At 62.7% G+C, this 25,861-nt stretch carries 15 protein-coding genes, 3 pseudogenes and 1 riboswitch; of the genes and pseudogenes, 3 read left to right on the forward strand and 15 right to left on the reverse strand.

The window, feature by feature from the left end:
* Nucleotides 1–34 precede the first annotated feature (34 nt).
* The 12 genes and pseudogenes from D579_RS0108245 to D579_RS0108300 all read right to left on the reverse strand — a co-directional run bounded on the left by D579_RS0108245 (nucleotide 35) and on the right by D579_RS0108300 (nucleotide 13,984).
* The gene (locus tag D579_RS0108245) at nucleotides 35–244 is read right to left on the reverse strand and encodes a hypothetical protein (protein ID WP_018168968.1); all 210 of its coding nucleotides are present in this window, start codon (nucleotides 242–244) and stop codon (nucleotides 35–37) included.
* Nucleotides 245–338: 94 nt separating this feature from the next.
* Nucleotides 339–1,040 (reverse strand): M15 family metallopeptidase, encoded by a 702-nt coding sequence (locus D579_RS0108250; protein WP_018951675.1) that lies wholly within the window; start codon nucleotides 1,038–1,040, stop codon nucleotides 339–341.
* 475 nt (nucleotides 1,041–1,515) lie between these two features.
* Nucleotides 1,516–1,833 (reverse strand): annotated as a pseudogene (locus D579_RS0108255) (transposase); the annotation flags it as partial.
* Nucleotides 1,834–2,003: 170 nt separating this feature from the next.
* Nucleotides 2,004–2,933: pseudogene (locus tag D579_RS14210) on the reverse strand (nucleotidyl transferase AbiEii/AbiGii toxin family protein).
* On the reverse strand, nucleotides 2,917–3,744 hold the full coding sequence (locus D579_RS0108265) for a type IV toxin-antitoxin system AbiEi family antitoxin domain-containing protein (RefSeq protein ID WP_155985606.1): 828 nt from the start codon (nucleotides 3,742–3,744) through the stop codon (nucleotides 2,917–2,919). The pseudogene D579_RS14210 and the gene D579_RS0108265 overlap by 17 nt, the downstream one beginning before the upstream one ends.
* A 432-nt stretch (nucleotides 3,745–4,176) precedes the next feature.
* A complete protein-coding gene (gene atzF / locus D579_RS0108270) occupies nucleotides 4,177–5,976 on the reverse strand; it encodes an allophanate hydrolase (RefSeq protein ID WP_018951680.1) in 1,800 nt (599 codons plus the stop codon).
* A 95-nt stretch (nucleotides 5,977–6,071) separates the two neighbouring features.
* The gene (gene uca, locus D579_RS0108275; RefSeq protein WP_018951681.1) at nucleotides 6,072–9,662 is read right to left on the reverse strand and encodes an urea carboxylase; all 3,591 of its coding nucleotides are present in this window, start codon (nucleotides 9,660–9,662) and stop codon (nucleotides 6,072–6,074) included.
* Between the two features lie 138 nt (nucleotides 9,663–9,800).
* Nucleotides 9,801–10,451, reverse strand: a complete 651-nt coding sequence (locus tag D579_RS0108280) for an urea amidolyase associated protein UAAP2 (RefSeq protein WP_018951682.1) — start codon at nucleotides 10,449–10,451, stop codon at nucleotides 9,801–9,803.
* Nucleotides 10,448–11,194 carry an urea amidolyase associated protein UAAP1 gene (locus D579_RS0108285; RefSeq protein ID WP_018951683.1) on the reverse strand — a complete coding sequence of 249 codons (747 nt, stop codon included), beginning with the start codon at nucleotides 11,192–11,194 and terminating at the stop codon, nucleotides 10,448–10,450. The genes D579_RS0108280 and D579_RS0108285 overlap by 4 nt, the downstream gene beginning before the upstream one ends.
* 13 nt (nucleotides 11,195–11,207) lie before the next feature.
* The gene (locus D579_RS0108290) at nucleotides 11,208–12,008 is read right to left on the reverse strand and encodes an ABC transporter ATP-binding protein (protein ID WP_018951684.1); all 801 of its coding nucleotides are present in this window, start codon (nucleotides 12,006–12,008) and stop codon (nucleotides 11,208–11,210) included.
* Nucleotides 12,005–12,793, reverse strand: coding sequence for an ABC transporter permease (locus D579_RS0108295; RefSeq protein WP_231376850.1), 789 nt, complete (start codon nucleotides 12,791–12,793; stop codon nucleotides 12,005–12,007). Before D579_RS0108295 ends, D579_RS0108290 begins: the two co-directional genes overlap by 4 nt.
* A 99-nt stretch (nucleotides 12,794–12,892) precedes the next feature.
* Nucleotides 12,893–13,984 (reverse strand): putative urea ABC transporter substrate-binding protein, encoded by a 1,092-nt coding sequence (locus tag D579_RS0108300; RefSeq protein WP_018951686.1) that lies wholly within the window; start codon nucleotides 13,982–13,984, stop codon nucleotides 12,893–12,895.
* A gap of 52 nt (nucleotides 13,985–14,036) precedes the next feature.
* A riboswitch (guanidine-I (ykkC/yxkD leader) is annotated at nucleotides 14,037–14,140 on the reverse strand.
* Nucleotides 14,141–14,650: 510 nt separating this feature from the next.
* Here D579_RS0108300 and amt point away from each other — a divergent pair.
* On the forward strand, nucleotides 14,651–18,052 hold the full coding sequence (amt, locus tag D579_RS0108305; RefSeq protein WP_018951687.1) for an ammonium transporter: 3,402 nt from the start codon (nucleotides 14,651–14,653) through the stop codon (nucleotides 18,050–18,052).
* Nucleotides 18,053–18,118: 66 nt separating this feature from the next.
* Here amt and yjjJ read toward each other — a convergent pair whose 3' ends face one another.
* The gene (gene yjjJ / locus D579_RS14215; protein WP_018951688.1) at nucleotides 18,119–19,513 is read right to left on the reverse strand and encodes a type II toxin-antitoxin system HipA family toxin YjjJ; all 1,395 of its coding nucleotides are present in this window, start codon (nucleotides 19,511–19,513) and stop codon (nucleotides 18,119–18,121) included.
* 222 nt (nucleotides 19,514–19,735) lie between these two features.
* On the opposite strand from yjjJ, the gene D579_RS0108315 reads away from it, so the two are divergent.
* The gene (locus tag D579_RS0108315) at nucleotides 19,736–20,497 is read left to right on the forward strand and encodes a SprT-like domain-containing protein (RefSeq protein ID WP_018951689.1); all 762 of its coding nucleotides are present in this window, start codon (nucleotides 19,736–19,738) and stop codon (nucleotides 20,495–20,497) included.
* Between the two features lie 16 nt (nucleotides 20,498–20,513).
* Here the strand turns inward: D579_RS0108315 and D579_RS0108320 are convergent, their stop codons facing one another.
* Complete coding sequence (locus tag D579_RS0108320) at nucleotides 20,514–23,780, reverse strand: helicase-related protein (RefSeq protein ID WP_026289474.1); 3,267 nt, start codon at nucleotides 23,778–23,780, stop codon at nucleotides 20,514–20,516.
* A gap of 275 nt (nucleotides 23,781–24,055) precedes the next feature.
* On the reverse strand, nucleotides 24,056–25,216 hold the full coding sequence (locus D579_RS0108325) for a Fic family protein (protein ID WP_018951691.1): 1,161 nt from the start codon (nucleotides 25,214–25,216) through the stop codon (nucleotides 24,056–24,058).
* Nucleotides 25,217–25,354: 138 nt separating this feature from the next.
* Between D579_RS0108325 and D579_RS15315 the strand changes: the two are divergent.
* A pseudogene (locus tag D579_RS15315) lies at nucleotides 25,355–25,855 on the forward strand (sprT domain-containing protein); the annotation flags it as partial.
* Nucleotides 25,856–25,861 lie beyond the last annotated feature (6 nt).

The following is a 25,861-nucleotide window of genomic DNA, read 5'->3' on the forward strand; positions in this document are numbered from 1 at the left end:
TCCCGCCGCTGTTCGCGACGGATTCGAATCCGGCTCAGGCGTCGCGTTCGACGCGCTCGAGGACCTGGGCGACGTGATCGCCCTTGCGGTAATTCGGGAGGTCGCGCTGCATGTCCGCCAGCGCCTTGTCACGCTCCAGCGCGCTGTCGTACCAGCGATAGGATTCCCAGTCCGCCCCCAGCAGGTGCGGCATGGAAAGGGTGCTGCCTTCCGGCAGGCGAATGCGGATTCCGTAACGTTTCATGGCGTTCATCCGAGGTTGGTCCCAGTGAGCCGGGCCGGCCGGCGCGCAGTCTAGCCGAGCCCCGAACAGGCGGCAATAAAGCCCCCCGGCGCGCCTATTGGCCCCGGCCGACCACAAAATCGAAATAGTGATCCGGAAAGGGCTCGTCCGCCAGGGTGAAATGCCACCACTCCTGCTCGTAGGGCTCGAAGCCCGCCTCTACCATCAGCCGCTGCAGAAGCATGCGATTGGCCCGCTGCTGTGCGGAAACACCGTCATCCCCGGGCCAGGAGCGCGGACTGAACCGGTCAAAGCCGGTGCCCATCTCCAGCGCCTCGCCGGAATCGCGATCAATCAAGGTCAGATCGACCGTCGAGCCACGCGAGTGACTCGACCGGGCCGCGATATAGCCATGCTCGAACAACTCGTCCTTGGCAACTTCCGGGTAATACCGTGCCTGCATGCGGGTATCGCCGAGGTCCTCAGCCCAGCGCACGAAGTGCGCGACGGCCCGCGCGGGCCGATAGCAGTCGAATACCTTGAGACCAAGCCCGAACGCCGCGAGACGTTCCTGCACCCGGGCGAGGGCATGGGCGGCCGGGGACGTCAGGATGCAAACGGGGGACTCGTAACCATCGATCCGTTCGCCCACGAAGTTGTCGTCGCCAAAGTACCGGATCTCCTCGACCAGGTCCGTTACCACGTCACCCGCCGCAACAAACCCTGCCGGGCGCCCATCATCCGCGATCGTGGCCCCACTTGCCGCCATTGCGACCAGCAGCCCAAGCCCCGCCAGAATCGTCCGCTTGCTGCGCATACCGCCCCCTTGCCCACGCCTTCGTCACTGCCAGGATACGCAAAGCCAAAACCGGTAGCAGCGCCCAACACCAAAAAGGGCTGCCGGAAGGCAGCCCTTTTGGAGAATTCGGTGGTGGCTACGCCCTGATTCGAACAGGGGACCCCATCATTATGAGTGCGCACCCTCAGATCGTTTTTCAGCGCGCCGAATGGGTCTAAAACGGCTCTATGGAGCCACTCCGAAGGCCATGGAGACCGGCCGATTCGAAACCAATTGGTGTCGATTCTGGTCCCTGGAGGCACAGAAAACTGTACTGGCCTGGCCCAGAATCTGTGCCAGTCTGGCGCTGAACCACCCTCAGATCATCCGCCGCGGCATCCACGAGGACCTTCCTGACCAGCGTTTCGGGCGCCGTTTCGCGCCCGCGAAACAACCTCGGTTGCCGGGACCGTTCGACGAGTTATGGCCAATTCTGGTGCATGAGCACTGAGAGTCAGGCGTCGCTCCGGTCGGTGTTGGATGGCTCGGTTTGCTCGACGCCATCAATGAACTGAACTCCGCGCTCGAGCTTGTCGAGCCGCTCGCAACCCCGAAGTCGGCGCCAGCGCTTCTGGACGCTCTGACCGAGCTTGAACGTCAGTCTCAGGATGGTGTTGCGAGTAAAGCAACTGCGGGCTTTGGTGGTGCGCAAGCGCACGGTGGCGAACGTCGATTCGATGGGGTTGATCGTCCGGATCGATTGCCAGTACACGGCCGGGAAGTCGTAGAACGCCAGCAGGGCCTCGCGGTCTTTGAGCAGCGTCTCGACGGCGGACAGCTCAGATTCGGCTAGAGACAGCTATCGGCAGGCGCGGCCGAAACCCGCGACTCACCTTGGGAATCGCAGTGTCCGGAAGCTGAACGACTACGGGCGTTCACGGCGGTGGCCCGGACATCAAACCCGGCCCACCCTGCTCGCTACCAAACCCACGGTCCGACAGACTACGAGATGCCGCAGAGATGTTCGAGAGCCGCGCGCTGCGCGGCATGCTTGGCTGCGTTCTCGTTCGCAAGCTTTTTCAGGTTGAAGAGTTTCCAGCGGACGGCTGGAAGGGTTTGTGCCTGCGGCAGGCCGATCGCTCTGAAATCAGGTTCGCCGTCATGCAGGCTCAGTAGGAATTGCGCTGTGTTGCCGCGCAGGCGACCGCGGATATCGGCGATAAGCCGGACTCTGGTCGCTTCGAGCTCGTCGAGGGTGATCGGGCTGGTCGTCATGCCGACGAATTCCCTGGCATAGGGTTCGTTCAGATCGCTCAGTCCAGGCGCGAGCAGTTCATGCACCGGACGCGGCGAGCTGGCGACATAGACCAGGAAGGTACGGAACAGCGCGTCGGTCAGCCCTTCGTGTTCGTAGAGCAGCTTGATATCGAACAGGTCGCGGGGGTGTTGGCGATCGACCGCCGCATGGAGTTTGCCGCCGAACAAATCCTCAAATGACACGACCTGGACAGTGGCATAGCCGAATTCATCTTCGACCGTTGGGGATACGGCGCGGCGTTCAGGATCGTGCACGACGCCGCGCGTGACGGGTGAGATTTCGATTTTGACTTCGGCGCCGTCGAGCCGTACTAGGATACGGGTGGCGCCGCCACCGCCGCCTTCGATACGTTGCGCCCGGAGACGCGGAATGCCGGCGTTGGCCGCGTCCATGATCCTGCCGAGCGTCGCGTTGATCTCCCTCAGACTTTCCGCTCAGTCTCTGACCGGCAGGTAGGTCAGGTCAATATCTACCGACAGGCGCGGCATGTCGCGGTAGAACAGGTTGATGGCAGTGCCGCCCTTGAGCGCGAACACGGGTTCCGCCGCGATAAAGGGCAGCAGGCGCACCAAAAGCGCTACCTGTGCACTATAGGCGTCACGGGCCATCGGCATCTTCCGTTGGGGTATCGACGAATTCCGGCGGGACCACGATGCGGTAGCGCGGATGGATCTTGCCGCCCGTTATCAGGGCGCGGTCACCCGTACCGAGGTTGAAGTCGTCGGGGTTAATGCGCTCGCGCCAGGCATGTTTGTGGCGGTCGGCGAAGACGAAAAATAGACGTCTGAGCTTGATCTTGCGGCAGCTCTGCAGCAGCGCCGCAAGCTGGCGAGGCCGCATCGTCGCCAGCCCCTCGAACACCATGTCAAGATTATGGAAGCTCTCTTGCGTGGGCAGTTCGTCAAGTGCTTCGAGGATCGCGCGCTCCGGCGAGGATATTCGGAGCGCCCAGCCCCAGGGCAGAGTTGGGGCATTGCCGTTTTTGTATTCCGTCAGACCAAGCGACGGGTCATCGAACAGGGACAGGGGGCGGCTTATGAGTGGTGCGTCGAGGGTGAGGCGCGAAAGCCAGGTTGGTGTGTCACTGCCGTAGAGCCACACGGGCGGATGCGCGCCCAGCGGGAGATAGTGCCGGTAGCCCTGGAGGTCAAGGGCGGACATGCCGCCGACATGGACGTGATAACCCATGATTTTTTGGAGAGATAGGACGCAACTCTTCCAGTCCGGAGGGACTGACTGCGGCGAGGGGCGACGGAAGACACCGCGCTCCAACCGCTCCAGCCAGCCGCTATCTACATATTTCCGGGTGAGGAACCGGCTGACGCCGTGGTTCTCCAGCCAGCGCGCATCCACCATAAAGCCGGCGGGAACCGCTTCTAATACACTCTTTAGCTTGTCCGATCTTTGCGCACCCATAGTGCACATTATAGCGAAATCTCGAAGATTGCAGCAAGACTACTTCGGGATTTCAAAATTCAGGGTGCCATAGGTGCACTAATTAGGATAATTCGAAAGCGCTATGTCACGCGTTTTGTCTCTGACAAGGCTTTGGTAGCTTCGCGCCAAGCCCCGCGCAGCATTGGGCGAAATCGGGTCCTGCTGCGGATTCCGGCCCATCGTGACCGCCCATTCCGATTGATCGTGACCGCGGATTCCGGCGCCAGGGCCAAAATCGGTCACGTTCCGACCGGAATCCGCGGTCACGATCACCGGAATACGCACGGAGACGTCCAGTTTTCAATGGACCGAATTTGCCGGAAGGCGACATTCGGCTCCAATGAAGTTGTCACCGCCCCCCAGTTTGAGAGGCATACTCATCGACGGATCAGCGGACTGTCAGGGCAGCGTGGTTTCCGTTCAGTGGTGGCGTCCCTGCTCCAACCATACGCGCCAATCGCCAAGGGAAGTAATGTCGTCAGCGCCTTCGACCCCGGTTGCCTCGCAGATAAATCCCGCAACCTCACGCCCATCTTCCAGACGCACCCGACCAATCCCCAACGGCGCGGGTATAGAAGCCACGAAGGAGCCAAAGCGATCACTCGGCACATCCCACACCTCAAGGCGTATCGATTGCCCTCCCGTCTCGACATGCAGTAGCCCCGGACGAGACGGCGGCCCACCGGGCAGGGCATAGAACCGGTATTCCGGGGCCGTTCGCGCCGCCTCGCGAAAACGCGCCTGGCGTTCTTCGAGCTGGTGACTCAATGGAAGCCCTTGCATGTGCGCACCGCAGACAGCTACCGGAATGCTGTGTCCGTGCCGCACTCGAATCGACGGCTCCTCGGGCATGGGATTGGCCGTCGCGCCCAACGGGAGATCTTGCGCGCCATGCAGCCGGTCGGCGATGGCCAGGAGGTCCTCGTCGTAGAACGACGGCGCGAACAACGTGACACCAAAGGGAAGCCCATCGGGCTGAAATCCTGCCGGCACGGCCACCGCGCTGAAGTCCAGCAGGTTCATGAAGTTGGTGTAGTAGCCCAAATCACTGTTGCGAGCGACCGGGTCGGACGCGACTTCTTCAATGGTGTAAATCGTGCCCGTTGTAGGTGTAATCACCAAGTCGACATCCGACCAGAGTGCTTCCGTACGCCGACGCAGCGTCTGCAAACGGTATTGGGCTGCAAAGGCATCGGCCGCCAGGGGTGTCGCCCCTCCCTGGATGATCTCGCGCGTAACTCCAAAAAGCGATTCCGGCTGACGCTCGACGAACTCGCGGATCGCGGCGTAGCGTTCGGCCACCCAGGGGCCTTCGTACAGCAGGCGGGCGGCCTCAAGGAAGGGCTCGAAGTCCACTTCCATCGGCGTGCCTCCCAGCTGCTGCAGACGTTCCACGGCGCGCTCGAACAGCCTGGCTCCGGCTTGATTGCCGAAGTACTCAAGCTGATCGCGGCGCGGAACTCCAAAGCGGAAATGGTCTGGCGCGATCGTGGCGTGGCCTAATTCGGGCACTCGATCCTGGCGCGCATAGGCGTCCTGCTCATCGTAGCGGGCCGACACCTCCAGCACCCGCTGGGCGTCAGCCGCGGTGGCAGCAAAGACCGAAATGGTATCCAGGGTCCGGCAGGCGGGCACCACGCCACGCGCACTCAGGAGCCCACGGGTGGGCTTGAGACCAACGAGATTGTTGAAGGCTGCCGGGACACGGCCGGATCCGGCCGTGTCCGTTCCCAGCGCAAACGCGACCTGACCGAGGGCGACGGCGACCGCCGATCCGGAACTCGAACCACCCGCAATGTAGAGGGGGTCAAAAGCGTTTCCGCAAGCGCCGTGGGGCGAACGAGTGCCAACCAGCCCGGTCGCAAACTGATCCAGATTGGTCTTACCCACCGGAACCGCTCCGGCATCAATCAGACATTGCACGACAAAAGCCGATTCTTCCGGTACATAACTGTAATCGGGACAGCCAGCGGTCGTAGGGATGCCGGCCAAGTCGATGTTGTCCTTGATCGCAAACGGAACCCCGTACAAGGGGCGACTCCCCGGGTCCACGCCGTCCAGGCGCGCCAAATAGGGCTCGACTTGTTCATCGTCGAGCACCGTAATCCAAATGTTGCGGTCGTCCCCGCTACGGACCGCGGCCATGGTGTCCGCAATATGTCTGCGCAGACTCCGGCGACCGCCCCGGTAGTCGTCCAGAAGCTCTGTGAGAGTTGGCATTTTGATACCTCTTGGTCGTTACCTTTCGAGATGGAGTTGATTGGGCTGGAAGACGGAGGGCTCGGCAAAGGAGCGCTCCTGCTGGAGGGTCGCCATCACCCGTCCGGCGCAAGCACCACCAAGAGCTGCCCCGGGCGGACCTGTTCGCTTTCCTGGCACAACACTTGGCGAATGGTCCCGGCCACCTCGGCCACCATGGGGATTTCCATCTTCATAGACTCGAGCACCAGGAGCGTCTGCCCCTCTTCCACCCAATCACCGACCTTCACATCCAGCGCCCAGACGCTGCCGTGGATATGACTTTCGACCGCGTGCTCGCCCTCTTCCAGTTCCACCACATTCGATTCGGCGACCGGCTCGGCGTCGGCCTCGTAGTGGGCTTGCCCGGTCTCGATCCAGCGTTGACGCTCGGCCTCGAATGCGGCCTGCTGGCGGGTCTTGAACGTGTCGATGCTTTCGCGGTTTGACGCAATGAAATCGTTGTACCGGCTGAGGGAAAACGTGGTTTCCTCAATGTCGATGCGAAGGCCGCCTTTCGGGAAAGCGTCGCGCATGGCCAGCAGTTCCTGCTCGCTGACCTCGTAGAAGCGAATCTGATCGAAAAAGCGCAGCAACCAGGGCTGCTGGAATTCCGGCGTAACCTTGTAGCGGTTCCAGATCTGTAACGTGCGCCCCACGAACTGGTAGCCACCCGGGCCTTCCATACCGTAGATGCACATATAGGAACCGCCGATGCCCACCGCGTTCTCCGGCGTCCAGGTCCGTGCGGGGTTATACTTGGTCGTCACCAGCCGGTGGCGTGGGTCCACCGGAGTCGCCAGTGGTGCCGACAGATAGACGTCCCCCAGCCCCATTACCAGATACGAGGCGTCGTACACGATCCGTTTGACCTCGGCTTCGCTTGCAAGGCCATTGATCCGACGAATGAACTCGATATTTCGCGGGCACCATGGCGCATCGCTCCGAACCGACTGCATGTACTTGCGCGTCGCCAACTGCGTCTGGCTGTCATCCCAGGCCAACGGCAGGTGCACGATTCGGGACGGCAACTCAGCCTCGGACAGGTCCTTGAGTTCGCGCTCGGCCTGCTCCAGCAGCTGCATAAGGCGATCCAGCGGCAACTGCGAGGGCTCATAGTGGATCTGCAGGCTGCGCACGCCCGGCGTCATTTCGGTGATGCCCGTGATCGACTGCTCGGTCAGCCATTCCAGCAAAGCCTGGACACGGAAACGAAGGTTGAGATCCAGCTCGATCGGACCGTATTCCACCAGCAGGTACTTGTCCCCGGCAGGGCGGTAGGTCACCCCCAACGGGTGGCCGCCACCGCTTTCCTCCTTGAGGATCGGCGTCGTGATGTGGCCCACTGGTTCGATACGGCTCTCTACGGGCCGCAAAGTCCGTATGACGGCCTCCTGGTTGGACTCGAGACGATTCGCATCGGCCAGCGAGACGGGAACAAAACGCACCGTATCGCCAGGCCGGACCTGACCGATCTTCCAAAGGTCAGCAGCGACGATCGTTGCGGGACACACAAATCCGCCCAGGCTCGGGCCATCCGGGCCAAGGATTACCGGCATATCGCCGGTAAAGTCGATGGTGCCGATCGCGTATGCATTGTCGTGGATGTTGGAGGGATGGAGACCCGCTTCTCCACCGTCCTCCCGAGCCCACTGAGGTTTGGGCCCCACCAGACGCACGCCGGTTCGACTGGAGTTGTAGTGGATCTCCCAGTCGGTACCGAAAAAAGCCTCGATATCCTCCGGGGTGAAGAAGTCCGGGGCGCCATGGGGGCCGTAAATCGTCCGGATCACCCAGTGGTGCCCATATTCGGGAATGATTTCCGCCCCAAGCGTAGAGGGCCTCTCGCCCCCAGTCCGTCCGATGTGCAGTACATCGCCAGCCTGCAAAGCACGCGCGCCGTGTCCGCCCATCTGCCCCAGCGTGAACGTCGCGCGGCTTCCCATATGCAACGGGACATCAATACCGCCGGCAACGAGCAAATAGGCCCGAGTCCCCGCCTGCTGTACCGAGCCGAGCTTAAGGGTCTGCCCCGCCCTGACCGCGATGGGCTTCCAGAACACGGCTTGCTCACCATCGATGCGAGCCTGCATGGCGGCACCGGTCAGGGCAATAACAGCGTCGGTGTTGAAACGCAGGGTCGGACCGGTCACGGTCAACTCCAGGCCGGCGACCTCCTCATTGTTACCGACGATCCGGTTACCGAGACGGAAGGCAAGGCTATCCATCGGCCCCGAGGGCGGGACACCAATATCCCAGTAGCCAACCCGACCGGGCCAGTCCTGAACTGTAGTCTGGGTACCCGCTCCCAATACATCGATGGTGGGCGCGTCATAGGCGAAACCATTGAGATATTGCGTCGTCACTTCGCCGCGCACGAAAGCTTTGTCCGCCACGATCTGACGCAGGTAATGCAGATTGGTCTCCAGCCCGTGCAATTCGGTAGCGGCGAGGGCCACCCGCATGGCATCCATCGCGGTCGGCCGATCCTCCGCGTAAACGATCAGCTTCGCAATCATCGGGTCGTACCAGGGCGAGATCTCGCTGCCCGGCTCGACCCACGTTTCGACCCGCACGCTGTCCGGGAAACGCGCCTCGGTGAGCAGGCCTGTGGCAGGTTGGAAGTTCTTGCCAGGATCCTCCGCGTAGATTCGGACTTGGATCGAATGACCGCTTGGCCCATCCGGCCGAAGGGCCTCGATCGATGGCAGATCCCCGGCGGCGCTACGCACCATCCACTCCACCAGGTCGATCCCGGTTACCTCTTCCGTGACACCGTGCTCGACCTGGAGGCGCGTATTCACCTCGAGGAAATAGAACGCACCGGTGTCCGCATCGAGGATGTACTCCACCGTTCCCGCCGAGCGATAGTTCACGCCGCGACCCAGCGTTTCGGCTGCCTCCAGCAATGCCGCGCGGACCTCTTGGTCAATATTCGGCGCGGGGGTCTCTTCGACAACCTTCTGGTTACGGCGCTGCAGGGAGCAATCACGTTCGCCAAGAGCGATCACCGCCCCTTTTCCGTCACCGAAGAGCTGGACTTCGATGTGACGCGCATGCTGCACAAACTTCTCCAGAAAGATCCCGCTGTTGGAAAAGTTGTTCTGCGAAAGGCGTCGGACCGAGTCATAAACCTGCCGGAGTGCCACTTCATCCGTACATAACTGCATACCGATGCCGCCGCCGCCGGCAGTGCTTTTGAGCATGACGGGGTAGCCAATGCGCCGCGCCTCGTCCACGGCCTCTTCCTCGGTCTCCAGCAGGCCCGTTCCGGGGAGCATCGGCACACCGTTCTCCTCCGCCAGGCGACGCGCCGTGTGCTTGAGACCGAAGTCGCGCATTTGCTGCCCGGTGGGACCGATAAAGGCAATTCCCTGCGCCTCGCACGCCTCGGCAAAGTCCGCATTCTCGGAGAGAAAGCCGTAGCCGGGGTGGATGGCCTCGGCCCCGGTCTGCCTTGCGGCCTCCAGGATCCGTTCGGCATCAAGGTACGAAGCGCTGGCGGCGGCCGCGCCGATGTGAACGGCCTCGTCGGCATGACGCACATGCAAAGAATGACGGTCGGCGTCACTGTAGACCGCGACGGAGCGCACGCCGAGCCGTTTCAACGTGCGGATGATGCGGCAGGCAATCGCGCCGCGATTGGCGATCAGGACCTTACTGAACATGGCGTTCCGGTTCCCTGTCGGGCGGGTCGTCCCGCAGTCACTTCGCCGATGGCCAGGGTCGTCCCCGGCGGCGGATCTCTTGGTCAGACTTTTGGCATCAGTCGGGCCGGACGCCATTACGCGCGGCCTCGGCTCTGCTCACTCCCAGATCAGCATCTCGATCGGAGTCGGGTTGTAGGCATTGCAGGGATTGTTGAGCTGGGGGCAGTTGGATACCAGGACAATCACATCCATCTCGGCACGCATCTCCACATATTTGCCTGGCGACGAGATCCCGTCCTCGAAACTCAATCCACCCTCGGGGGTCAGCGGCACATTCATGAAGAAATTGATGTTGTGGACAATGTCGCGCTTGGTGAGTCCGTATCGACTGTCCTGGATCGCTCGGAGGAAACTGTCACGACAGGAATGCATGGGCTTTTTGTCCAGTGCATAGCGCATCTGGTTGGATTCCGCCGAGCAGGCGCCGCCGAGCGTATCGTGGCGTCCACACGTGTCGGCGGTAATGGTGAGCATCACGTTGCCCTCGTTGGAGCGCAGCTCCGACCCGGTCGTCAGATAGACATTGCTCTGATTACGCACGGTCTCGATTGCGCTGTATTTCTCGGCCTGCGGATTCGCGAGACTGTAGAAGATCGTGTCTGCGGCCTGATTTCCCTCCAGGTCCAGGATGCGCAGGGTCTGCCCCTTCTTCAGCTCGCCCAGCCACGGCTCGCCCGCCGGCACCACCTGACGCAATACCGCGTCGTCCGGGTTGAAGTGACTCTCAACCAGATTCTTGCCACTCATGTCGAATACTCCTGGCAGTTAGCGATGAGCGTGTTGGCGTAGGCACGGGCATTCTCCGGCCGGTAATGGATGCAGTAATCGTCGTCGCGCACCGGTTCGCTCCGGTAGACAAGGAGATCCACGGTACCTGGCGCATAGTGATCGCCCGGCGCCATCGGGTGCGGGGCGGTATTAAAAACCACGAGCGTATCCATCTCGGCGCGCAGATCGACGGCATCGCCCGCCTGGCTATGGTCGGGCACATACGTCATGCGGCCATCCGTGTCGGCGTAAACCTTGCTGAAGAAGTTGACATTGGGCACCAGATCCCGCTTGCCGAGCCCCCACTTGCCAAGCTCGATCAGAAACAGCTCGCGACCGTCGCGAAAAAACGCGTTGTGGTGTTCCTGATAGGACGCCTCACCGTACTGGCGCCGAATCATCTCGGCATCGGTCACACCACCAATCGTGTCGTGCCACCCCACGGTATCGCCGACGATCGAAAGCATTACCCGACCCATGTCGGAATAGAGCATGTTGCCGCGCGTCAAACGCGACGTGTGCTGCCCCTTGAGAGTATCCGCCATGTTGTACCGCTCGAGCGGATTGGCCGGGTTGAACAAAAGCATGGATACATTGGCACCTCCGTCACGATCGATCATGCGCAAGGTGAAACCGCGCTTCAGGACCATGGACCAGTACCGCCCACCGGGAACGGTGTCCCGAAGGACGACCCGCTGCTCGGCTACGGGTGTCGCAATCATGTCAATTCCTCCTTCATTCAAGTGGGGCCTCGATTTCCACCGCCGCATCTCCCGGCCCGACGGACTCGCGGATTTCCCGCCAGGTCTCTTCGTTGGTGTGTCCAAGCGGAATGTCGTAAGTAATCCTGGCGCCGTAGGCGTGCGGCGCCTGAGGGTCGTAGCGCACCTTGTCGAACACCAGAAGCCGGGTACCAAGATCAAAGCCTTCCTTGAGGTCATGGGTGGTCATGAAGATCGTGATACCCGTGCGGCGCCAGAGATCCAGGATCAGGGCGTGCATATCCTTGCGGATACCCGGATCCAGCGCGCCAAAGGGTTCGTCCAGCAATAGGACTCGCGGGTCCTTCATCAATGCCTGGGCGATCGCGAGGCGCTGCTGCATACCTCCCGAGAGTTCGCTTGGGTACTTGTCCGCGGCATGCCCCAAGCCGACGCTTTCTAGCATGCCCATGGCCCGTTCACGCGCCGTTCGACGTTTCCTGCCGAAGAGATGCCCGATCCACGGGGACCGCTCGAATGCCTCCCCGAGCATGACGTTGCCCAGCGCCGACAAATGCGGGAAAACCGAGTACTTCTGAAACACGACGCCACGGTCGGGCCCAGGCTCGTCGGGCATGGGCCTGCCATCCAGCAGCAGTTCTCCGCGCGTGGGCCGCACTTCGCCCAGCAGCATCCGCAGGAAAGTCGTCTTGCCACACCCCGAAGACCCCACGATGGTCACGAACTCGCCGGTCTGCACCTGCAGGTCCACGTTCTCGAGCACCACGTCCTGGCCGTACTCTTTCCAGACCTTCTTCGCCTCAACCGCCGTCATTTGGTGCTCCGGTTCCCGTACCAGGGGAAGAAAAAGGCGTTGGCCTTGCGCAGGGCGAAATCGAACAGGAACGCCAGTAGCGTGATCCAGACCACATACGGGAGGATGGTGGCCATGTCGAGATAACGCCGGACGAGAAAGATCCGGTAGCCGAGCCCTTCCGTGGCCGCGATGGCCTCGGATGCAATCAGGAACAGCCAGGCCGCCCCCAGCGCCAGCCGAGTTGCGTCGAGCAACCGGGGCATAACCTGCGGCAAGACCACTCGCAGCAGGATCTGCCAGGTGGATGCCCCCAGTGTTTGGGCCTTCACCAGCTGTTCTGGGGGCAGCTCTTCAACACGTTGCTGAATATCCCGGGCGATAAACGGAGCAATGCCAAAAATAATCAGCATCACCTTGGCCAGTTCTCCCACACCAAAGGCGATAAACAGGATGGGGAGCACCGCCAGCGGCGGAACCATGGAGAGCGCCGCAACAAAGCCGGCCAGTGTTCGGTTTACGTAGGGGATCAGCCCGGTAACCGTACCGATCACCAGCCCAAGCGATGCGCTGATCAGCACACCAAGGCCCAATCGGGTCAGGCTCGCCGCGGTGTCGGCCCAGAACACGAATTCCCCGGTTCGCCGACTCGGCTCCATGGCAAGGCGCTGTAGGGTCTCGGCCATGGATACGAGCGACGGAAGGATGGGATCGTTTGGATTGTCCGCCAGACGCGACGCGGAGGCGATCACATAGACCACAAGCGCCACCGCGAACGGGAGTAGCGCAAGGCCGGCGGCAAGCAACCGCCCGGGGCGCCGATTCAGGACACGGGGCATGCAGGGACTCCGGATGGCTTGGCGGAAAGGGGCGCCCGCCCGAGACGGGCGCCACGTGCAACCCGGTTACAGTTCGCCGTCCGCAGCCATTTGCATGTACTCGGCCGTGAAGCGGAACTTCACGTTGTCCTCGCTACCGAGCACGAAACCATCCGGGAACTCGATACCGATGAAGTCCGGGCTCGGGGCCGACTCGCCCAGCAGTCCGTGCTCAAAGGCGAACTCGCGCACGCTGTTCATGGTGTCGCGAGGCTGATCGCTTTCGACAAACGTCACAGCCTCGGCCGGGTCGACGAAGAAGCGAGTGAGCTCGAGTTGCGCCTCGTATCCTTCAAGGTCCGTACCCGCCGCATCGGCCATATCGGCCCGCGCCTGCATGGCCATGTCGTCACCGCCGAACATGGTCTCGAGGATCTCGTACCAGGCGCCGGTCAAGGCTTTTCCGAGCGCAGGATTCGCCTCGAGCACCTCCGTCTTGACCACCATCAGGTCCATGATTTCGCCGGGAATCCCGGACGAGTCAAATACCACATGAGCATTGGCCATGCCCCGCAGTTCGTTGAGCTGCGGGTTCCACGTCGTAACCGCCTGCACGTCATCGCTGGCAAACGCCGCCACAATATCTGCGTCCGAGGTGTTGACGACCTGGATGTCACGCTCAGTCATTTCGACTGACTCCAGCGCGCGCGCCAGAAGGTAATGGGAGACGGACAACTCGACCAGATGCACGCGCTGACCCCGAATGTCCCTGAGGTCATCCGTACCCTTGAGCACGACACCGTCGTTGCCATCGGAAAAATCTCCGATCACCAGCGCAGTGGTATCAACCCCGCCCGCGGCCGGGATGGCGAGGGCGTCCATGTTGGTAATGGTGACGCCATCAAAACCGCCACCCGTATAGAGATTAATCGATTCGATGTAGTCGTTGATCTGCACGACATCGATCTCGATATCGTACTTGTCCGCCCATTTGTCGATGATGCCTTCGGCCTCGCCCCATCCCCAGGGCATCCACCCCACGTAAATGCTCCAGGCGATACGGAAGCTGTCGCGCTCCTGCGCGGCAACCTGGCCGGGGACAAACAGGGAGACGGATAGGACGGTCGCGCACAAAAGCGCGAGGACCTTGTTCGAGGTGCGGGTTTGACGCTGACTCATGACTCTCTCCTATGAGGCTACCGATGGACACAGGCACAGGAGTTCGCAAACAACCTCCCGGGCTTTTGTCCCGCCGTGTAACCCCCCTTCAGGAGAGGTCGGTTGCTCTCGGACCAGACGTTCGCACCGCGAACCGGAACCCTAGCAACCCATTGAAACCAGATTTTTCAGACGCTGCTCGGCCTCAAACTTCTACACGTTGAACGACCCGAAGCTCCCGCCTGTGCCCCCACACTCTTGCAAGCCGCATACCAACCACCGGGTAGCCCCGCATGGAGCCCCGGGAAGTAAAGTACCGACCAAATCCAAATGTGGCGCGCCGCACACTTGCGGTGCATAGCGCCCAAGAACGGCCCGATAGTGGTGCGCGCCGCACCACTGGGGAGCAGCGTCTTGAGCGTCCAGCCCATAAGCCGGAGCCGCCCGTGTTGCGCGCAGCCGAGGGAAGCCCGCGAGGCATCCAGTCACTAGAGCGCACGCACCCAACAGGTCCAGGAACTCAAGGGCCTTTTCAGGCGAAACGTTTCAGTTGGTGTCGAACTTGCTCGCAATTGGTCAAGCCGCCGTCCATCAAAGGGCGCGCGTCCGTAAAGCCCATCGCATCCTCGGCATGGTAATTGCCCCCAATGGATTACGCCGAAACGGGACGGAACAAGGACGCACTGCATGCAATTGACGGACGTCGACGTGGTCTGGGTACTGGTCAGTGCCACGCTCGTACTGCTGATGCAGGCCGCGTTTCTGTCGCTGGAAACCGGTCTTACTCGACACAAGAACGCCATCAACGTCGCGATGAAGAACGCGGCAGACCTCATGATCACCTTGTTGGCGTTCTGGGCGGTTGGGTTCGGACTGATGTTCGGACCAAGCTTTATGGGACTCGTCGGTACCGGACCCTGGCTACCGGATCTGGCCGATCTTGCCGCAGAGGACACGGCTTTCTTTGTCTTCCAGGCAATGTTCGCTGCCACCGCTGCGACCATCGTGTCCGGGGCGGTTTCCGAACGCATGTCGTATGTCAGCTATGGCCTGGTCACACTGGCTGTAGTCGTGGTGATCTATCCCCTGACCGGCCATTGGGCCTGGGGCGGGGTGCTCGCATCCGGTGATGGCTGGCTGGCCGCACTGGGCTTCGTCGACTTCGCCGGCGCGACGGTCGTGCACAGCGTGGGAGGCTGGGTCGCGCTCGCGGCGATTCTGGTGGTCGGGCCACGCATCGGCCGGTTCACCGAAGACGGGGTACAGCGGATCCCCGCCAGCAATCTGCCGCTAGCGGTCCTGGGTGGGCTGTTCTTCCTGATCGGCTGGGTTGGCTTTAATGGGGGCAGCGAGCTCGGCCTCACCGAGCGGGTGCCCGCGATTATTGGAAATACCTTCCTGGCTGCCGCAGCGGGGGCCGTGACGGCCTACCTGCTGGGCCGGCGAATCCGGGGTGGCCATGTCGACAACCTCCTGCTGCCGCTGAACGGTCTGATTGCCGGACTGGTGGCCATCACCGCCGGGGCGCATGCGGTTTCCACCGGTATCGCGGTATTAATCGGCGCCATCGGTGCGGCGGTCATGCTGATCGTTGACTTGTGGATGATCCGGCGCCGGTTGGACGACAGTGTCGGCGCCGTACCGGTCCATCTGGCCGCCGGCATCTGGGGCACGCTCGCGACCGGCATGTTCGGGCAGTTGGATCAGCTGGGCACGGGCCTGGGGCGACTCGAACAGGTCGGTGTGCAAGCACTCGGGATCGTCGTCATCGGCGCGACGGCTTTCATCCTCGCCTGGCTGATGCTTCGCGGAATCGACCGTTGGCACCCGCTACGCGTAAGCGCGGAAGACGAGACAGCGGGACTCAACGTGAGTGAGCACGGTGCCCGCACAGATCTGCTCGACCTCCTCACCGCGATGGAGCGACAGGCCAGCGACACGGATCTCTCCCGACGGGTACCGGTCGAACCGTTTACCGAAGTCGGTCAGATCGCGCGTCGTTACAACGAGGTCATGGCGGCGCTGGAGCGCGCGGTGAACCGGACCCGGACCATGTTCCGGGACATGACCGAGGGCATCGTTACGTTCGACACAGCCGGCCAAGTGATCAGCTTGAACCCTGGAGCGGAAAAACTGCTCGCCACCGACGAGAAGGGCGTGAGTGGCCGGCCGCTGAACGAGTTGTTTCAACCGCTTCTTGGCGACCATACCGCTCGCGGCATCGCGAAACGGTTGCAGTCGGGCGCAATACAGGAAGTGGTTGGAGAGATCGGAGGACAGAAGCGACACCTGGAACTGCACGCTTCACAGAGCGACAGCCATGACCAGACCTTCTTTACCGCCGTGGTGCGGGACATCACGGAACGCCGTCAGGTACAGGATCAACTCGATCGCGAACGGGAACTGGCGCAGGTGACGCTGGAGTCGATTGTGGACGCCGTTATTGCCACCGACGCAGCGGGCCGGGTGCGTTTCATCAATTCCAGTGCCTCTCATCTGAGTCGCCAGCCAGCGATCGAAGCAGAGGGTCTCGCGCTGTGTGACCTGTTTCGGTTTGAGGACGTCTCCAGCAAGCAGGACTGTGGTGCAATGATCCGGTCGCTCTTGAGCGAAGGGCACGTACTCAACAGCACGACCACCTGGAGCCTAACCACGGCATCCGGTGAAACAAGGATCGTGGAATACACCGCGGCACCAATCTTCGACCGGGATCGCGAGATGGTCGGCAGCATTCTGGTATTGCACGACGTCACCGAAGCCCGCGCCATGCAACGCCAGCTTTCCCATCAGGCCACCCATGATGCCCTCACCGGGCTGTTCAACCGAAGGGAATTCGAAACACGACTGGCGGAGACGCTCACCGGCTCACGTGATCAGAATCGACGGCATGTGCTTTTCTATATCGACCTGGATCAATTCAAGGTCGTCAACGATACCTGCGGGCACCTTGCGGGCGACGAACTGTTGCGTCAAATCAGCCAGGTCATCGGGAATTGTCTGCGTGAGTCCGATATCTTTGCGCGACTCGGCGGTGACGAGTTCGGCGTGATCCTGCTTGACTGCCCGGTGAGCGCGGGTCAGGACGTGGCCGAAAAGATTCGCGAACAGGTTTATCGCTTTCGTTTCCCCTGGAAGGGGCGCCATTTTGCCCTGGGCAGCAGCATCGGCATGGTACCTCTCGAAGCGGGATGTAGCGATTTGGCCGGGGTATTGGGACAGGCGGATGCGGCCTGCTACGTCGCCAAGGAGCACGGGCGCAACCGAGTACACCTGTTCGAGCCGGACGACCAGGAACTGGCCGAACGTCAGGGGCAGATGCAGTGGGCATCACGCATCCGCAGTGCGCTGGACCGCGACCGGCTGAGACTCTATTACCAACCCATCGTACCTGCCACGCAGCCCGATACGCCTGCCGGCCATCATGAGATCCTCGTGCGTCTCCTCGACGACGAGGACAACCTTGTCCCACCCAGCGCATTCATCCCGGCCGCAGAGCGCTACGGGCTGATGCTGGAAGTCGACCGGTGGGTGGTGCGCAATACGCTTGCCTGGATGGGCGACATGGAGCGTGCGGATCCCGACCACGCCACGGTCTGCGCGATCAACCTCTCGGGCGCCAGTCTTGGCGACGCCGCCCTGCTAGCCGAGATTCAAGCACTGCTGGATCAGCATCAGGTGCCCGGCAAATCGGTCTGCTTCGAGATTACCGAGACCAGCGCGATCAGCAACTTTGATGTAGCCCTGCACTTCATCGAGACGCTCTCCACCACCGGCTGTCGCTTTTCGCTGGACGACTTCGGCTCGGGGCTGTCGTCGTTTGGCTACCTGCGCAACCTGCCGGTGCAGTTCGTCAAGATCGACGGGGCGTTCATACGCGAGATTGCGAACAACCCGACCGACGAGGCTATGGTTCGGTCCATTCACTCCATCGCTCACACCATGGGCCTTCAGACCATCGCTGAATTCGTCGAGGATGCCAGTTCCATCGAACGGCTTGCCGCGATCGGAATCGACTTTGTGCAGGGCTACTACATCGCTCGCCCGCGCCCACTGGAACAATTTGGCGGCGTGAAGTGCATGCCTCGGTGATGACGAGCTCGGCATACGCACGACGGTTCAGAAACCAACGCGCAATTGGCGCTGCACGACGGGCGATCAGGGTGCGACGAGCGCCAGGCGTCTCTGAAGCTCGGTAGCGTTATCGGATGCAATCCTGCGAAACGTGGAACTGATGCGGGTGTCATCCGCCACGGTTTGCCAGTAAGCGATGGCGGTGTGGCAAGCGGTGACCCACACGCCTTGTTCACGGGGCAATGGCATGGCTGGATCGAATGTCACTCGTGGGAGTTCGCCACCCGGGAGCGGCGCGTACGCCATCGGGAGCATGTCGTAGACCGGGCACAGGAGGTGCCGGCCTTCCTCCGGGCGAAAGGCGAGATTGCCCAGATGCATGTCGCTATTGGAGATCAGGCGGCCGAACCAGGTGATGTAACGGATAGCCGGGACGGCCTCGGGTGCCAGCAGGCGCTTGTTGGCGAGTCCTTCGGCTAGGGTGTCCCATGCCGTGGGTGTATGGCCGAGCAAGGCCGCGTTCACGGTCTCCAGCGTCACCACCGGGCTGCGGCCGAACATGCCGTGGCGATCGAAGCGCTCGACTTCCAGAAATGTTCGGCCCTGATGCTGAAGGATGCGGCCCGGAGGGGTTTGCACGCCGGGGAGCGCGGAGGCCGCGTGGAGTGCCAAGCACTCCGCCACCAGCAGATCGGACCAGCGCTGCACGGTCGCGGAATCATCGGCCCCCGAGAACTTGACGATGACATGCGGCGTGCTGCTGTCCCGCAGATCCCGTAGGGCGGTGAACTTCGGGAATTCACCCGCAGCGCTAGAGCCCGCGAGCCCCAGCGAGATGGCCTCTTCCGCCGCCTTCACGTACATACGTTCGACATCGTCCGCCTTGAGGATCGCAGGGGGATCCACGCGGGCCTTTTGCCAGCCCTGGAATGCGGCATCGCCGACGATCAGGTTGCCCGGGAGATCCGACCCCACGCGACTCAGAACCCACAGGATATCGTCGTCACTCCAGGTATCGGGATGGGGCGACACCGCAAGGGTGTCCCGGAAGCGATATGCCAGCTGGCGTCCGAGATAGCCCTGGGGGCGCATGTCGTACAGAGGGTATGGCAGCCCGTCCCACCACCCATCGGGGATCTGGTCGTCATCCTCCAGAGGCCAACCCGAACCACCGAAGTCGGCATGGCAGCCCTGCGGCTGGATGGGCGAGAGCTCCGTGAGTTCGTGCGGCTGGCCGGTCTCGTCAATCGCACGGATGGGGAGGGGCGAGAAATCGCCTCGCAGGGCTCGGCGCAGAGCGTAGCGAGTGCGCCGAGCCCTGCCGGCCGCAAGGACGGGCTCAGTCGTCTCCTGCAGCAGGCGGTGCAGGGTGGGAACCGACAGGCCCAATTCGCGGGCAAGATCAGCCGCGCGCGCCGGGGCGAATTTCGCAAGCGCCAAGCCGAGCTGCTGGTGCGCCGCTTGTCGCTTGCTCCTCATCCGAACCCGCCCAATTGAAATGATTATTGAGAAGATATTAACCCATTAAGGGTTTGATATATATAGCTTCAAATGCCCGCCGAAGCATGTACTGAAACAATCCCATGGCCGAAGCGAGCCCTGGCCAGGAGGGGTCCCGACCTGCCGCGTTTGTGACAGGATTTGTGACAAAGGCGGGGCGATACAATCCCGGGGCTCCAGACTCGACCTCGGAAACACACCATGACCGACTGCCCCACCCTGTCGATGTACTCCGCCCTGCAGCAGGCCTTCGATCACTTCAACGAACGGCTGTTCGACAACGAACTGCCGCCCTGCCTGATCACGCTACGAAGCTCCCGCCGGCAACGGGGCTACCACCACGCCGAGCGCTTCATCTCCGGCGACGGCACGATCATCCACGAGCTGGGTGTTCATCCGGGGTACTTCACCCTGAATCCACTGGAAGTTGCGCTCTCCACCCTGGTACACGAGATGGTGCACCACTGGCAGGAATGCTTTGGCCGACCGAGCCGCTCGAACCACCACAACCGGGAGTGGGTCGGCAAGATGGAAGCGATCGGTCTGGTGCCGAGCGATACCGGCCTGCCGGATGGCAAACAGACCGGACGCCGGGTCACGCACTACATACAGCCGGACGGGCCCTTCGCCCGAGCCTGCTCGGACCTGCTGGCCACCGGGTTCGAACTGCCCTGGTTCGACCGGCATGCCCCCACCGATCCGGAATCGGTTGCCCGAGTGCAGGAGACCCTAGCCGAACAGGGCCTGGCTGTGGCCAGCGCCCCCGTGCCGGCCGAAACGATCCCCCTGCCCGACAATGCCGAAAAACCCGCGGTGTTCGCGCCACCCGCGCCGCGCCCGGATCCCCGTGTCCGCATGAACTGCCCGAGCTGCGACGCGCGGGTCTGGGCGCGACCGGAAACCGAGGTCGTCTGTGGCTCCTGCATGGAGCCCATGAGCCATGCCTCCGAAGACGCAGGGTGACCCTGCCAACATCAGATCAACGATCGGGCATACCGAGAATGGCCGCGACCACCCGCTCCTCCGCAGAGCTTTGAAGCGGGAGGCTGGCAAACGCCTCCAGTACCTCGGGGCCAAGCTCCGACTCCGCCTCAATGAGTTCCTTGCGCAGATCCCGCAGGCGAAGGAACCCCCGGCGCTGCTGGGTCAGGCGGCGATACCAGTAAGGACGGATGAGCTCCAGCCAGCGATTGGCAAGCACCTCCCAATCAGGTTCTCCGCCCGTCAGCGTTTCCGGCTTGCGCTCCAGTAGATTGCGCAGAGCGAGATAGGCGTCAAGGCGCGCTTGCTCCCTCTGGCGGGCCGCCTCCTCGCAAAATCCATTGAGGACCTTGGTCATCTCTCGCAGGGCGCGTTGTTTGCGCAGTGGTAACTGCGCCCGTTCGGCCTCCGGGAGGCGCTCGGAAAAATGCGCCAGCCATCTTGCGGCTGGCTCGTCCATTTCACCATTGGGCGGATCCGGCGCCAGTCGCTCGCGCAGCGCCGCGGCCACCTTGTCCAATGAGGTCGCTGCCTCGGCATCCAGGCCCGAGAAGAAAAACCAGCGCGGCGCCCGGTCCGCACTGCCGGCCAGACAGAAGAAGGCCCAGACGGCGTCGCTGGCCACCACGCTGACCCTTGAGAGCACCCGCACGGACCGCTCCCGGTAATACTCGTAAATATCCGGTTCGACCAGGGCACCCGAACCTTCCACCAGCCCGCGCACCGCGGCAAACGCATCATGCGGTTCCGCTTCCTCGATCGAACGCGCCGTACGCTCGTATTCGCGGATCAGGGTGTCGGCATCAACGCTTTCCCGGGACTGCTGCTGCAGGTCTTCCGGCAAGGGGAGATTGGTCCCGAGGAGTTCGGTCACCGCGCCGACTCGATCCAGGAATCGAGCATCGGCATTGAGGGCGAACTCCTCGGCATCCCGGGGCCACCAGACTTCGACCTCGGCATGGGGGCTGTCGAGACGATCGACGCGTCCAGTTCGCTGTTCGGCCACGCGTATCACCGAGGGCATGTCGAGATGAACCAGCGCTGAGGCCGCCTGCAGGTTCACCCCTTCGGACAGGCTGTCCGAACACAGCGCCACACCGGTCTGTTCGTCGCCACCCGGCCGAAACGCACGGAGTACCGCCTGGCGGCTTCGCTCATCGCTGCCCGTAGCCTGCCAGATCTCGACGCCCGGCAGCCGCTCTTCGAGCTGGACGCTCAAGGCCGCAATGGTGATCAGACGGCTGTCGAAGGCCAGTACACGCTCGTGGCTCGCCGCCAGTTGCGCCAGATGGGCCACCTTGGCACGTTCTCGCGCCGGGCTCATGGCCCGCACTCCTTCCAGCACCTGCGAGAGGATCCGGTGGTCGTGCGCGTGAGCCGATTCCCAGGCATCGACATCGGTGAGCCACGCGGGCAAGGGCACGCCCAGCCGATTCTCGGGAACACGGCCGGGCTGATTCAGCTTGCCCAGCACATCTCCTGTATCGGCGGACTTGGCGTAATGCTCCAACCCGAACTCGGCCCGCGCCACCGCCGTTCCGCACAGGTGCTCGACCAATGCCGCACGCGAAGATCGCAGGGCCGCCATGACCCGGTAGCGGACCAGCTTGTGAGCCCCGAGCAGCAGGTTGTCGCGATACTGGTCCTCGGTGAGTCCCTGCTGCCTTTGTACAGCGCTCAGTTCCAGGACCGCCGGAACCTGGACCACGCCGAAGAGCTGATCGAGAAGCTCCCGGATCCGACCGGCGCGTTCACGGTCGGCAGCCGGTTCGTTCAGCGAATAGCTGTACGAGCGGTGCTCCGGATAGCGGCAGGGCCGGCCCGTGTGATCCCGATAGGCCCCGGGCGCGCGATCAATCAGCGCATTGAACATGCGCTTGGTACGGCGAATGGTGAATGTACGGATCTCATCGCGCAGCTGGGCGGCCTCGTCCTCGCCCAGACCGTGCCAGCGACCGGGACGATTGACCCGTTCCAGGGCCTTCAGCGTGCTCGGCTGCAGGTTGTCGGCACCGAGCAGATCCGCGATCCGGACGAGGTCATCGACATTCCGATTGATCGGTGTGGCGGTGAAGAGCAGAACGTCATCGGCAAGGTGATTGGTAAACAGCCGCCGTGTCCTGCGCGAGCGGCGATTGTGGAAATTGTGGCACTCGTCCACGGCCAGCAGTCGCGCCCGCCTCAGAGCATCATCCAGCTGCCACGCCTTGCGGCTCCCGTGACTGAGCAGGCCAACCGAAAAGACATCCAGCGCGGTGTCGGCCCGGGATGCCTCCCGCTCCCACTCCTCCACGACGGTCGAGGGTGCAATCATGACCGAGCGGGGCATCCCGCCCGCCCCCTGGATTCGCGCCTGCTGCGCCCGCAGAAGATGCGCACCCATACGCGTCTTGCCCGACCCCGTCGCATCCGCAATCAGCACCGCCCCCTGACGGTCCAGCAGATAGAGCGCCTGTGCGATCCCCTGACGCTGGGCCGGCCACAACGCGCGAAAGGCCTCCCGGTCGACCTGCTGCAGAAAGCCCTTCGCCCAGTCACCTTCCAGGAGCTCCCCGCAAGCGCGGGCCAGCGCATCGCGCCACCCGACGACATGCAGCAGACGCTCGAGCAACGCCAGCAACGCATCGGTGTAGTCCTCTCCAAGCGACCAGAACTGTTCGGCCAGCGCCGCGGCCTCGCGGTAACGCCTCGGTTCACCCGTTGCAGTGAACCGCGCGTTCGCCTCGTGCTGACGTTCCAGCCCGTTCCGGCTGAAGTTGCTCGAGCCCAGCGTTACCGCCCCCGCCCCGAGATAGATCTTGGCGTGCAGCGGCCGCTGCGTGTCGGGCCAGTACCGCGCCTCGACGGCGCCCTCGCGGAGTCGCTCCCGAAAATGGATCAGCCGGGCCGACAGGCGCAGGGCGATTCCTCGATCCAGCCAGTACTGCTCGACTTCCTCGGGGAAACTCGGCGCCTTCAGACTGCGGGGACCGCCCTCCCCCACATTCGGCTCGTTACCAAAGAGAATGCGAAGGGGCCGAACCTCCCCCAGATCACTCTCCAGACGAACGAGCTCTTCAAGCGCCCCGTAGCCCGTCACCACCAACGGCGAGTCCGCAGATACAAGGTCCGCAATCACCCGCTCGCGCACCGTCCGCCCGTCGACGTTCAGCGGGAAACGATCCGGCGGTGGCCAAACACCCTGCCCCTCGCGCGACTCTTCAGGAAAGTCGCTAAAGAGATCAGCGGTGCGCGCCGTATCTGGGAGGGGATCTTCTTGACTCATGAGGCCACCCGTCGACCCAAAACAGGAATTCGACCGACACAGTGCCGGATCCGCGGATGGGAAGGCCACACGCAATGCTTCCCTCCCGCCCATTCGGTCAATGTAGACGCCCACCGAATTCGGGAAGCACACAGATCACTGTGAGGAATCGAATGCCGGTCCAAGATTGGGCGCTACACCCGGAAACCTCCAGTGATGCGTGGACCTAATCCGGGGAAATGGACAGTCGGTAACGTTTCTTAATGAGGCAACACGGCCGGCCAGAGTACTTGTCGTTAGATATCGGTTCCTTGCCGCAGGTGAGCAAGGTAGTCCTCGAACAGGACGGTCCTGTTTTTCTTGCGCTCGTCGAGCGCGTGTACGATTTCCGCCGCCTCAAGGACACGCATGGCCTTGGCCGCCGCAGGCCGCGAGCAGTCGAGGAGCTCCATGGCCCGGTTCACCGTGAGAATGGGGTGGTCTGGAAGAAGTTCGAACAGACGGAGGCTCAACACGGTCGCGTCGTCGCGGGCGAGGAGCCGATTTCGGTTCTCGCCAATGATGACGTGAAGCCGGCGCGCGGTGGCGACGGCCTCGTCAGCGACCTCCGCCACGCCCTCCAAGAAGAACGACAGCCATCCCTCCCAGTCGCCCTCGTCACGTATCGCTCTGAGCCGCCGGTAGTATTCCTGACGCTGCCTTTTGAGGAATAGGCTCAGATAGAGAAGAGGCCGGGTAAGTAGATCCCAGTGCCGCAGTAGTAGCGTGATGAGCAGGCGTCCGATGCGGCCGTTGCCGTCGAGGTACGGATGCAGCGTCTCGAGCTGCGCATGGAGGAGTCCTACCCGGATGAGTGGCGGAAGCTCACTCTCGTCGTGGATTGCCCGTTCGAACTCGCTGAGGAGCGCGCCGAGTCGATGCGGGGGTGGAGGCACGAACGCAGCGTTGCCCGGGCGTGTCCCGCCGATCCAGTTCTGCGAGCGCCGTACTTCGCCCGGCTGTTTCTGCGCGCCGCGCGCACCACTAAGGAGCCGTGCGTGCGCCTGCGATAGGAGGCGCATCGAGAGGGGCAGGCCGTCTGCTCGCCCGACCTCGTCCCAGGTGAAGTTGAGCGCACCGACGTAACCGCAGACCTCCTCAACGTCTGCGTCGGCCGGCGCCTCCCCGGAGGCCTCGACCTCGAGCAGATCCATCAGCGTTGCCTGCGTCCCTTCGATCTGCGCCGAGAGCACCGCTTCCTTACGAACGAACGCGTATACGAACCACTCGACCGACGGGATCAGGTCGCCCGCCAATTCGAGCAACCGCAGACTCTCGTTCGCCCGGCCGAGCAGCGAACTGAGCTCGCCGCCGAGGTCAAGTGGGGGATCCTTGGGCGGCAGCGGATGGGGAATGAAGGCCTCGACTGACTCCCCGGCCACGGTGCTGCGCTCAAAGGTGCCGGTTACGCGTTTCATGGGCCCTCAAAAATAAGCGATCGCTTCCTCTGAAAGGGACACGCTAAACGATCGATTATTTTTGGTCAACGCGATGTCGACTTCCCCGGATTAGGTGTGGGGTAACGGATGATTCTATACCGCACGAGAAGGCGACAGCATCACTGGCAGGAGTGCTTCGGCCGACCGAGCCGCTCGAACCACCACAATCGGGAGTGGGTCGGCAGGATAGAAGCGATCGGTCTGGTGCCGAGCGATACCGGCCTGCCGGATGGCAAGCAGACTGGACGCCGGGTCACGCACTACATCCAGCCCGATGGTCCGTTCGCTCGAGCCTGTTCGGACCTGTTGGCCACCGGGTTCGGACTCCCCTGGTTCGACCGGCATGCCCCCACCGATCCGGAATCGCTTTCCCAAGTGCAGGAGACGCTGGCCCACCAGGGTCTGGCCGTCGCCAGCGCCCCCGCGCCGGCCGAGACGATCGCGATCCCCGGCGATGCCGAAAAACCGACGGTGTTCGCGCCGCCCGCGCCACGCCCGGATCCCCGCGTACGCCTGAACTGCCCGACCTGCGAGGCGCGGGTCTGGGCACGACCGGAAACCGAGGTCGTCTGTGGGTCCTGCATGGAGCCCATGAGCCATCTCTCCGAATGCACAGGGTGCCCC

The sequence above is a fragment of the Thioalkalivibrio sp. AKL12 genome, assembly GCF_000377925.1.
Lineage (GTDB): Bacteria > Pseudomonadota > Gammaproteobacteria > Ectothiorhodospirales > Ectothiorhodospiraceae > Thioalkalivibrio > Thioalkalivibrio versutus.

Coding starts and splice junctions, on each gene's coding strand:
- D579_RS0108245 (WP_018168968.1), bottom strand. CDS start 244: ATGAAACGTTACGGAATCCGCATTCGCCTGCCGGAAGGCAGCACCCTT.
- D579_RS0108250 (WP_018951675.1), bottom strand. CDS start 1,040: ATGCGCAGCAAGCGGACGATTCTGGCGGGGCTTGGGCTGCTGGTCGCA.
- D579_RS0108265 (WP_155985606.1), bottom strand. CDS start 3,744: ATGTGCACTATGGGTGCGCAAAGATCGGACAAGCTAAAGAGTGTATTA.
- atzF (WP_018951680.1), bottom strand. CDS start 5,976: ATGCCAACTCTCACAGAGCTTCTGGACGACTACCGGGGCGGTCGCCGG.
- uca (WP_018951681.1), bottom strand. CDS start 9,662: ATGTTCAGTAAGGTCCTGATCGCCAATCGCGGCGCGATTGCCTGCCGC.
- D579_RS0108280 (WP_018951682.1), bottom strand. CDS start 10,451: ATGAGTGGCAAGAATCTGGTTGAGAGTCACTTCAACCCGGACGACGCG.
- D579_RS0108285 (WP_018951683.1), bottom strand. CDS start 11,194: ATGATTGCGACACCCGTAGCCGAGCAGCGGGTCGTCCTTCGGGACACC.
- D579_RS0108290 (WP_018951684.1), bottom strand. CDS start 12,008: ATGACGGCGGTTGAGGCGAAGAAGGTCTGGAAAGAGTACGGCCAGGAC.
- D579_RS0108300 (WP_018951686.1), bottom strand. CDS start 13,984: ATGAGTCAGCGTCAAACCCGCACCTCGAACAAGGTCCTCGCGCTTTTG.
- amt (WP_018951687.1), top strand. CDS start 14,651: ATGCAATTGACGGACGTCGACGTGGTCTGGGTACTGGTCAGTGCCACG.
- yjjJ (WP_018951688.1), bottom strand. CDS start 19,513: ATGAGGAGCAAGCGACAAGCGGCGCACCAGCAGCTCGGCTTGGCGCTT.
- D579_RS0108315 (WP_018951689.1), top strand. CDS start 19,736: ATGACCGACTGCCCCACCCTGTCGATGTACTCCGCCCTGCAGCAGGCC.
- D579_RS0108320 (WP_026289474.1), bottom strand. CDS start 23,780: ATGAGTCAAGAAGATCCCCTCCCAGATACGGCGCGCACCGCTGATCTC.
- D579_RS0108325 (WP_018951691.1), bottom strand. CDS start 25,216: ATGAAACGCGTAACCGGCACCTTTGAGCGCAGCACCGTGGCCGGGGAG.